Annotated in this window: 8 protein-coding genes; 2 read left to right on the forward strand and 6 right to left on the reverse strand. The window is 65.1% G+C overall.

Features of this window, described 5'->3' with window-relative positions:
* Window positions 1-9: 9 nt before the first annotated feature.
* The gene (locus AO501_RS27900) at window positions 10-1,890 is read right to left on the reverse strand and encodes an alkyl/aryl-sulfatase (RefSeq protein WP_197419963.1); all 1,881 of its coding nucleotides are present in this window, start codon (window positions 1,888-1,890) and stop codon (window positions 10-12) included.
* A gap of 147 nt (window positions 1,891-2,037) precedes the next feature.
* Between AO501_RS27900 and AO501_RS27905 the strand changes: the two genes are divergently transcribed.
* Window positions 2,038-2,508 (forward strand): lipoprotein LpqH, encoded by a 471-nt coding sequence (locus AO501_RS27905; protein WP_055580820.1) that lies wholly within the window; start codon window positions 2,038-2,040, stop codon window positions 2,506-2,508.
* On the opposite strand, the gene AO501_RS27910 is transcribed toward AO501_RS27905, so the two are convergent.
* The 5 genes from AO501_RS27910 to AO501_RS27920 all read right to left on the reverse strand — a co-directional run bounded on the left by AO501_RS27910 (window position 2,505) and on the right by AO501_RS27920 (window position 5,777).
* Window positions 2,505-4,007, reverse strand: coding sequence for a sensor histidine kinase (locus AO501_RS27910; RefSeq protein WP_055580813.1), 1,503 nt, complete (start codon window positions 4,005-4,007; stop codon window positions 2,505-2,507). The genes AO501_RS27905 and AO501_RS27910 overlap by 4 nt on opposite strands.
* Complete coding sequence (gene tcrX, locus AO501_RS27915) at window positions 3,985-4,689, reverse strand: two-component system response regulator TcrX (protein ID WP_055580821.1); 705 nt, start codon at window positions 4,687-4,689, stop codon at window positions 3,985-3,987. Before tcrX ends, AO501_RS27910 begins: the two co-directional genes overlap by 23 nt.
* A 150-nt stretch (window positions 4,690-4,839) precedes the next feature.
* Window positions 4,840-4,995, reverse strand: a complete 156-nt coding sequence (locus AO501_RS38480; protein ID WP_167544975.1) for a DUF6131 family protein — start codon at window positions 4,993-4,995, stop codon at window positions 4,840-4,842.
* 12 nt (window positions 4,996-5,007) lie between these two features.
* On the reverse strand, window positions 5,008-5,271 hold the full coding sequence (locus AO501_RS36385; protein WP_082658886.1) for a hypothetical protein: 264 nt from the start codon (window positions 5,269-5,271) through the stop codon (window positions 5,008-5,010).
* 86 nt (window positions 5,272-5,357) lie between these two features.
* Window positions 5,358-5,777, reverse strand: coding sequence for an MmcQ/YjbR family DNA-binding protein (locus AO501_RS27920; RefSeq protein WP_055580814.1), 420 nt, complete (start codon window positions 5,775-5,777; stop codon window positions 5,358-5,360).
* A gap of 88 nt (window positions 5,778-5,865) precedes the next feature.
* On the opposite strand from AO501_RS27920, the gene AO501_RS27925 reads away from it, so the two are divergent.
* The gene (locus tag AO501_RS27925; RefSeq protein ID WP_055580815.1) at window positions 5,866-6,702 is read left to right on the forward strand and encodes a hypothetical protein; all 837 of its coding nucleotides are present in this window, start codon (window positions 5,866-5,868) and stop codon (window positions 6,700-6,702) included.
* The last annotated feature ends 106 nt before the right edge of the window (window positions 6,703-6,808 follow it).

Below are 6,808 nucleotides of genomic sequence, written 5' to 3' on the forward strand. Positions count from 1 at the left end.
TCGGCCCAACTAGGGGACCACGATGTTGAAGTTGGGGTCGGGTTGATCGAGCACCGCCAGCAGCGACTGCAGTGCACCCTGGTCTCCGGACACCTCAAGACCAGGTGAGGTGAAGTCGCCCATCGCCACCCCGAGAAGCCGGAACTTGGTGTCCAGCTTGACCGTAACCGCCGCGGTGCCGGGGTCGGCGGGGACCCGGCGCTGCACCAGCACACCGTTGCGCAACGCCAGCCGGTAGTTGGCGTCCAGGTCGGCAAAAGTGATGTCGATCGCGATGTCCAGATTCCAGCTGCGCGGACCGTTCACCCGGATCGCGAGTCCGTCGAAGATCTGTTCCGGCGTCAATTGCGACAGCAGGCTCAGCGAGGTCGCCTGGGTGGCCGTCCCGAAGTTGCCGACGCGCAACTCGGTGGCCCCGCTCATGAAAAAGTTGCGCCAGGTCGCGTTCTCGGCGCCGTAGCCCAACTGCTCGAGGGTGTCCGCATACAGCTCGCGGGCCGGACCGTGATGTTCGTCGGTGAACATCGCGTGATCTAACAGTGTTGCCGCCCAACGGAAATCGCCGGAATCGAAGGCAGCGCGGGCCAGCTCGACGACTCTATCGATGCCGCCGAGAGCCTCAACGTACCGCGGGCCCAGTGCCTCGGGCGGGTGCGGCCACAGCCGGCCCGGGTTGCCGTCGAACCAGCCCATGTATCGCTGGTAGACGGCCTTGACGTTATGGCTGACCGAACCGTAGTAACCGCGGGCATGCCAGGCCTGGTCCAATGCCGGTGGCATCTGGAACATCTCAGCGATCTCCACACCGGTGAAGCCCTGGTTGAGCAGCCGCAGCGTCTGGTCGTGCAGGTACGCGTACAAGTCGCGCTGCAGCGAGAGGAATTCGACGATGTGGTCGTGTCCCCAGGTGGGCCAGTGGTGGGATGCGAAAACCACGTCGGCGCGGTCGGCGAAGGTGTCGATCGCCTCCGTGAGATACCCCGACCAGGCATGCGGGTCACGCACCAGTGCGCCGCGCAGCGTCAACAGGTTGTGCAGGTTGTGGGTCGCGTTCTCGGCCATGCACAATGCGCGGAATTGCGGGAAATAGAAATGCATTTCAGCGGGGGCCTCGGTGCCTGGCGCCATCTGGAACTCGATCTGCACACCGTCGACGGTGTGCGTCTCCCCGGTCTTCTTGATATCGATGGTCGGGACGATCAGCCCGACCTCGCCGGTGGACGGCGTCTGCCCCAGACCGCAGCCCACCTGCCCGGACGGTCCCCGATCCAGCAGCGTGCCGTACATGTAGGTCGCGCGGCGTGTCATCGCCGGTCCGGCATAGACGTTCTCCTGCACGGCGTGTGTGGTGAAGCCCTCGGGCGCCAGCACCGCCACCTTGCCGGCATCCACGTCGGCCTGCGATGTCACCCCGAGCACACCGCCGAAGTGGTCGACGTGGCTATGGGTGTAGATCACCGCGACGACCGGCCGCTCACCGCCGCGGTGGGCGCGGTACAGCTCCAGCGCGGCCGCGGCCACCTCGGTGGAGACCAGCGGGTCGATCACGATGACTCCGGTGTCGCCCTCGATGAAACTGATGTTGGAGAGGTCGAATCCCCGAACCTGATAGATCCCCGGCACCACCTCGTACAGGCCCTGCTTGGCGGCCAGCGTCGACTGCCGCCAGAGGCTGGGGTGCACCGACGTGGGTGCGGATCCGCTCAGGAACGAGTACACGTCGTTGTCCCACACCACGCGGCCGTCGGCCGCCTTGATGACGCACGGCGTCAGCGCGGCGATAAAGCCGCGATCGGCGTCGTCGAAATCCCTTGTGTCATCGAACGGTAGCGCATGCCGGCTATGTGCCGACTCAATTGTCGCGGTAGGAGGCTTGTGATCCACCGGCACTACCTTGCCATTAATCGGGCCGTCCCGAGCCACAACTCGCGTGCAAATTAATTGTCCTTGGACCCTAGCCATTCCAACCAGTGAAGTCGCATACTGCCGGGGCGGTCCGCAATGACGCTGGACCGCTACAACGGCAAAGGAGCACAGGTGAAGCGTGGACTGACGGTCGCTGTGGCCGGGGCGGCCATTCTGGTCGCGGGTCTTTCCGGATGTTCGGACAACAAGTCGAACACCAGCAGCGGTTCCTCGAGCGCGACGTCAAGCGGAGGCGGCGGGGCCTCCGGGACGAAGGTGATCATCGACGGGCAGGACCAGCACGTAACCGGCACGACTGTGTGCACGACGGCGGCCGGCAACGTCAACATCGCGATCGGCGGCCAGGCGACCGGCATCGCCGCGGTGCTGACCGACGCCAACCCGCCCGAGGTGAAGTCCGTCGGACTCGGCAACGTCAACGGCGTCACCCTCGCGTACACCTCAGGCACCGGACAGGGCAAGGCCGAGGCGACCAAGAACGGCAACGCCTACAAGATCACCGGTACGGCCACCGGGGTTGACATGGCCAACCCGATGTCGCCGGTGAACAAGCCCTTCGAAATCGACGTCACCTGCTCCTAATGTGATGACGCGGGCGGTTGCCGACCATTGACCGGCAACCGCACCGCGAACTCGGTATGGCCGGGTCGGCTGTTCACCGTAATGATCCCCCCGTGTGCTTTGACCACGGCCGACACGATCGCCAAACCCAGTCCCGTACTGCCGCCCTTGCGCGAGCGTGAGCTGTCCCCGCGCGCGAAGCGCTCGAACACCTCTGACTGCTGCGCCGCCGGAATCCCCGGGCCGTTATCGATCACCTGCAGCAGCGTGTGCGTCGGCTCGGTGCTCAGCCGGGTGGTGACCACGGTGCCCGGCGCGGTGTGAATGCGGGCATTGGCCAGCAAATTGGCCATTACCTGACGCAGCCGCGCCTCGTCGCCGGTCGCCATCACCGGTTCGGGCGGCAGATCGAGTTCCCACTGATGTTCGGCCCCGGCGATGTGAGCGTCGCTGACGGCGTCCACCGCCAATCGGGACAGGTCGACCGGCTCACGCTCCAGCGGCCGGCCGGAGTCCAGCCGGGCCAGCAGCAGCAGGTCTTCGACCAGACGCGTGATCCGGTCGGTCTCGGACGCGACCCGGCTCATGGCGTGCGCGACGGCTTCCCGATCGTCACCCATGCGTTGAGCGAGTTCGGTGTAGCCGCGGATCGCCGCCAATGGTGTGCGCAGTTCGTGGCTGGCGTCAGCGACGAACTGGCGCACCCGCGTCTCGCTGGCCTGCCGGGTCGACAGCGCGGCGGAGATGTGATCCAGCATCCGGTTGAGCGCCGAACCGAGTTGCCCCACTTCGGTAGAGGGGTTCGCATCGGCTTCGGGCACCCGTACCGGCAGCTCCACCTCGCCGCGATCCAGCGGCAGGTCTGCCACTTTGGTCGCGGTCTGGGAAACCCGCTGCAACGGTGCCAGTGCCCGCCGGATCGTCACCACACCCGCGGCGGTCGCGGCGGCCATGGCGATCAGGGTGACGATGCCGAAGATGACGAGCATCCGAAACCCGGTGGCGTCGATGTTGGACATCGACAAGCCGGTCACGATCACGTCGGCCCGGTTGCGGCTCGGCGCGGCCACCACCCGGTAGCGGCCGAGACCGTCGAGATTCAACGTCACCGGCGAGCGGCTGCCGGCGATCTGCTCCAGCTGATGCTGGGCGGTCGGCGTCAAAGCCGCCCGGGTGCCGCTACTGGTCAGATAACCCGCGTCCAGCGTCACGCCGTCACTGACGACCGCGGCGACCATGCCGGCGGGCTGACCCGGAGCGTCCAGGAACCTGGGGCCCGGACCGGTCTTGGGGACGCGCGGCTCGTGGTGCCGGGGCGATTCGGGATACAGCAACGAGGATCGGTACGAGGTACCGCTGAGCTGGCTGTCCAACTGCGCGAGCAAATGGTGGCGCAACGCGAGTTCTGTTGCGGCGGTGATGCCGAGGCACACGACGGCGAGAATCGTGACCTGCCCGACGATGAGGCGCCGACGCAGCGACCAGACCCGCGGGCTCCTAGCGCGCCGGCTTGAGGACATACCCTGCGCCGCGCAGCGTGTGGATCATGGGTTCGCGACCGTTGTCGATCTTCTTGCGCAGGTATGAGATGTAGAGCTCGACGATGTTGGACCGGCCGCCGAAGTCATAGCTCCATACGCGGTCCAGAATCTGCGCCTTGCTCAGCACCCGCTTGGCGTTGCGCATCATGAACCGCAGCAGTTCGAACTCGGTGGAAGTCAACGAAATCGGTTCACCGGCCCGGGTCACCTCATGGCTGTCCTCGTCGAGGACCAGGTCACCGACGACCAGCTGGGCGCCGCTGTCGACGGTGGTGACGCCGGTGCGTCGCAGCAATGCGCGCAACCGCAGGACCACTTCTTCGATGCTGAACGGCTTGGTGACGTAATCGTCTCCGCCGGCGGTCAATCCGGCGATCCGGTCTTCCACCGCGTCCTTGGCCGTCAGCAGCAGCACCGGCAGCCCGGGATTCTCCTGGCGCAACCGGTGCAACACGTCCAGGCCGCTCATGTCCGGCAACATGACGTCGAGGACGACAACGTCTGGGCGGTCAGCACGGGCGGCGGAGATGGCCGAAGAGCCGTCGCCGGCCGTGACGATGTTCCATCCCTCATACCGCAGGGCCATCGACACCATCTCGGCCAAGACCGGTTCGTCATCCACCACCAGCACGGTGACCGGTTGACCGTCGGCGCGGCACATGACCACGCGCTCTGTTCGGGGAGCCGCCACGAGTTCCAGTATCCGCACCCGACTGGGCCGAGGCTATGGCATCCCTATGCGCCGGCTGTGTAACGAAAGAATCCCGTGGCCGCAGTTGCGGTCACGGGACCTTCCCGGTGTGCCGTTGGGTCAGTACCAGTTTCGCCTGCCGGCGACGGGACGGCCGACGGAGCCCATGGCCCACATGACCGCACCGACAACGAGCAGGACCACTCCAAGCACTGTCAACAAATGCACGCCGAAGACGAAACCTAGGATCAGCAACAGGGCGCCGACGACAATCATGGGATCTTTCCTTTACCTAGCAGGGACATAACTGATTGATTGCATTGCACTGGGCTGCGGCAACTTGGGCGCGTGGCAATCTTTCACTTTCGGATTTACGCCCATGTAATTCAGTGGGCCCGCTATGACCGTCACTGCAACGGTTCCCAGTGAGGCACAACTGGTTTCCTCGCCCTTGAAGTAGTCTCGCTGCCAGGCTGCGAGGACTCCGATGAGCAGCCAGACCAGAACAATTGCCCCGAGAATTCCGCGACCGCGATACATAGGGACCTCCATTGTTGCCCGAAACAATTCCCGTCCGTGCAGCGTTGCCCGTTGTACTCGTGCCTAAACATGAAAATGGCGGAAGGACTGCCGCAGATTCAGGCTTGCGCGCCTTGCGCGGCGAGCCAGGAAGCGGCCCGCCTATTCGAAGCGCGCGACAACCAGGCGTCCTGAATCAGCTCGGTCAACTCTGTCAGGCTGATCTCGGCCAACCGGCTCGACCGCACCAGCACCGAGGGGTGCCCGTCGAAATGGGAAGAACTGAAGAAGGGCGATTCAGGGTCCTGGATCAGGGCGAGCTTGTCGCTCTCCGACTCCACCCACAGCATGATCACGTCCGCCCATCGCTCTCCGCTGTCGGGATCGGCGCAATCGGGCTGGGGAGTGCGGAAGAACACGAACGACTTCCCGCCCACCTGGTAGATCGGGTTGCCCTTCGGCCCCTCCAGACGCTTGACGTGCGGCATGGACGCGGCGATCCGATGCACGTCGCGGACCGTGGCAGGGCGATCAGCCATAACGGCGACGATACCGGCCGGGTCTGACGGTCGGCGTCTGTAGCATGGGCAACCGTAAAGGGTTGCTGCAGAGGGGGATAACGGCACGGTGACTGATACCTTGTTCGCCGACGTCTCGGAATACCAAGTGCCGGTTAATGACTCATATCCGTACCCGGTGCTATCGATTCGCGTGAGCGACGGCACCTACCGGGATCATAATTTCGCCCGCAACTACGCCTGGATGCGCGGCGCAATCGACAGTGGCCGCCTGACATTCGGCATCGTCTACACCTACGTCCGCCCCAATTGGCTGGCCAACGCCGACACCGTGCGCGCGATGATCGACGCGGAAGGCGGCCTGCACCCACGGGTTGCCCTGATGCTCGACGTCGAGTCCGGGGGCAACCCGCCCGGTGACGGGTCGAGCTGGATCAATGCCCTTTACTGGAATCTGGCTGACTACGCGGGCTCGGCGGCCCGAATCATCGGATATGCCAACGCTTATGACTTCTTCAATATGTGGCGGGTGCGTCCAGCCGGGCTTCGGGTGGTCGCGGCAGGATACGGATCGAATCCCAATCTGCCCGGGCAGGTCGCGCACCAGTACACCGACGGCAACGGCTACAGCCCGAATCTTCCGCAGGGCGCGCCGCCGTTCGGCCGTTGCGACATGAACTCCGCCGATGGACTCACTCCGCAACAATTCGCCGCCGCGTGCGGCATCACCACGAACGAAGGATGGCTGATGGCTCTTTCCGACGACGAACAGACCGAACTGCTCAACAAGGTGCGCGACATCTGGGACCAGTTACGCGGGCCCGACGGCGCGGGCTGGCCCCAGCTCGGGCAGAACAGTCAGGGCCAGAATCTGACCCCGGTGGACGCGATCGCCGCGATCAAGAAGGACCTGGAGAAGCCGGCTGAGAACCGGGCCGAAGGCTAGCCCGGTATTCCGGGAATGCCGAACAGGATTCCTCCGGTACCGCCACCACCGTCTCGCCCGTCGGACCCGGCTAAGCCCTGCGGAGGAGCTCCGGCACCGCCGAGCG

Source organism: Mycobacterium gordonae (assembly GCF_001417955.2).
GTDB lineage: Bacteria > Actinomycetota > Actinomycetes > Mycobacteriales > Mycobacteriaceae > Mycobacterium > Mycobacterium gordonae_B.